Source organism: Methylophaga sp. UBA5088 (assembly GCF_002414625.1).
In the GTDB taxonomy this organism is placed as follows: domain Bacteria; phylum Pseudomonadota; class Gammaproteobacteria; order Nitrosococcales; family Methylophagaceae; genus Methylophaga; species Methylophaga marina.
The window spans coordinates 9,234-11,834 of sequence record NZ_DIAC01000039.1; the positions used below are offsets into that span (position 1 = coordinate 9,234).

2 protein-coding genes and 2 tRNA genes are annotated in these 2,601 nt (G+C 44.4%); 2 read left to right on the forward strand and 2 right to left on the reverse strand.

Features of this window, described 5'->3' with window-relative positions; translation table 11 throughout:
• The first annotated feature begins 69 nt into the window (after positions 1-69).
• Positions 70-146: transfer RNA gene (locus B4K20_RS05460), tRNA-Arg, on the forward strand.
• Positions 147-221: 75 nt separating this feature from the next.
• Positions 222-298, forward strand: a tRNA-Arg gene (locus B4K20_RS05465).
• A gap of 328 nt (positions 299-626) precedes the next feature.
• On the opposite strand, the gene B4K20_RS05470 is transcribed toward B4K20_RS05465, so the two are convergent.
• Positions 627-1,451 carry a sulfite exporter TauE/SafE family protein gene (locus B4K20_RS05470; protein ID WP_289282167.1) on the reverse strand — a complete coding sequence of 275 codons (825 nt, stop codon included), beginning with the start codon at positions 1,449-1,451 and terminating at the stop codon, positions 627-629.
• Positions 1,452-1,532: 81 nt separating this feature from the next.
• Entirely contained in the window at positions 1,533-2,561 is a 1,029-nt protein-coding gene (locus B4K20_RS05475) for a methionine synthase (RefSeq protein WP_289282168.1), read from the reverse strand.
• Positions 2,562-2,601: the final 40 nt, after the last annotated feature.

Sequence of the window (2,601 nt, forward strand, 5' to 3'; positions counted from 1 at the left end):
CGAATCCCTCGCTCTCCGCCATAAATTTATTGAAGGCATCTTTGTATGCTTGTATAATAAGCGGCTTTAGCGCCCGTAGCTCAGCTGGATAGAGTACCTGGCTACGAACCAGGCGGTCGCACGTTCGAATCGTGCCGGGCGCGCCATTTAAGTACATAATCAAGCAGTCACCGAGAAATCGGGACTGCTTTTTTATTTCAATAAACGATCACAGATAGATAGCGCCCGTAGCTCAGCTGGATAGAGTACCTGGCTACGAACCAGGCGGTCGCACGTTCGAATCGTGCCGGGCGCGCCATCTGTCTTTATCGTTAAACCTCTACCCCTTCTCCATGCCTCTCCTAATATAAGTTAGTTAAAAACTAGACTCACAAAGCTGATTAACGCGACTTTTATTTTCCAGTTAAGCAATCAACGTCTGCCATATTTCTCAATTGATGCTTTCTTACAGCATCCGTTTTGTCATCCAATTAAGAAGATACGGAAAAATTGTTGGCTGCTCTCATTCTTATATAAATAAGAGCCTATTTATACTGATATGACGCGTTCAGTAAATCGTTGCAGATATTAGGGGCCGAAAGGATGCTTCCTTATATGTACTCATCTTTAAAGCTACTGTCAGCTGTTTACATAAATACTTGAACTAACATACGTAGCCCGGTTATCAACAATACAACTGCAAACACTTTCTTGAGATTTCCAGCATTTAATTTGGCTGCTAAGGTAGCGCCAACCGGAGCAAATAATACCGTCAGCGGCACAATACATACAAAGCCGATGATATTCACCAGACCAAATGTGCCTGCAGGGGCATCTAATGGTGTGCTCCCGATAAACAACATGGTAAGAGCGCCAGGTAAGGAGATAATTAAACCTATGGCTGCCGCAGTACCCACGGCCTTGTGTGCGGGATAGTTATATAAAGTCAGTAATGGCACGGAGAGTGTGCCTCCGCCGATACCCACCATAGAGCTAAAAAAGCCAATAGCCGAGCCCATCACTGATTGACCCAGCTTGGCGGGTAATTGCTGAAATAAGGCAGATTTATTTGTCCTTATCAACATATTCAATGCTGATAAGGTCGCAATAATGCCGAATAATGCTGTCAGCCACACTCCATCAACACGTGTCACCAACCAACTTCCTATTAAATCACCAACAAGAATAAACACAGCCCAACGCTTTAAAAGAGCGAAATCGACATTACCTTTCTTACTGTGTGAATAAATCGAGCTGAGTGATGTTGGCACAATTGTGGCCAAGGATGTGGCTGTTGCAATGACCATGGCAGAATCTGGCGAGACGCCAAAGCCTTGAAACAGAAAAAACAGCACGGGCACAATGACAATGCCGCCCCCTACTCCCAGTAATCCTGCCAGCACGCCAGCAAATATGCCAGTCGCCATCAGGGCCAAAAATGTGGTGATATTTGTTGTTATGAATTCAAGCACACTCGTTTACTTCTCTATGCGATAAAACACTCGTAATCAGACCATGAGACTGGTATGGCCTCATGGGTTTTACATTTACGTTTAAGACGACAGTTCATTTCTGATGATGTCTGCTCCAGCACTCAATGCCTTCAGCTTGCCAAGCGCCAAGTCACGTGGCAAAGGGGCCATACCACAGTTCGTACAAGGGTAAAGGTTTTCGGCATCCACAAATTGAAGTGCTTGTCGCAGGGTATTCGCCACCTCATCTGCCGTCTCTATGCTGCTGCTCGCCACATCGATGGCACCCACCATAATCTTCTTACCTCGAATCAGTTCGATGAGCTCCATCGGCACATGTGAGTTGTGACATTCTAGAGAAATCATATCAAGACTGGACTGTTGTAGCTTGGGAAAGATGGATTCATATTGTCGCCATTCTGAACCTAATGTTTTTTTCCAGTCAGTGTTGGCTTTTATGCCATAGCCATAACAAATATGAACAGCTGTTTCACAAGTGAGTCCTTCTACAGCTCTTTCCAGGGTTGCCATTCCCCAATCATTCACCTCATCAAAAAATACGTTAAAAGCCGGCTCATCAAACTGAATAATATCGACTCCGGCCGCTTCGAGTTCTTTTGCTTCTTGATTCAAAATTTTGGCAAATTCCCAGGCCAGCTTTTCCCGGCTTTTGTAATGACCATCATATAAAGTATCAATCATGGTCATAGGACCAGGCAGTGTCCATTTAATTGGCTGATCTGTTTGTTCACGCAGAAATCTGGCATCTTCGACAAAAACAGGTTTTTGTCGGCTTACCGCTCCTACAACCGATGGGACACTGGCATCATAACGGTCACGGATCTTGACTGTTTCACGCTTATCGAAGTCGACCCCATCAAGATGTTCAATAAATGTGGTCACAAAGTGTTGGCGTGATTGTTCACCATCACTGACGATATCAATACCAGCACGTTGCTGTTCATGCAGTGACAGTTTTAAAGCATCGTGTTTACCATGGGCTAATGCATCACCTTCTAATTTCCAAGGAGACCAAAGCTTTTCAGGTTCTGCCAGCCAAGATGGTTTCGGTAAGCTACCAGCTGTTGATGTGGGTAATAGTTTTTTCATAATCATAATTTCTATATTGTAAGTAGACTAGGAAGCGTAA

Excerpts from the sequence above, each read along its gene's own strand:
- B4K20_RS05475 (WP_289282168.1), bottom strand. The coding sequence starts at position 2,561 with ATGAAAAAACTATTACCCACATCAACAGCTGGTAGCTTACCGAAACCA.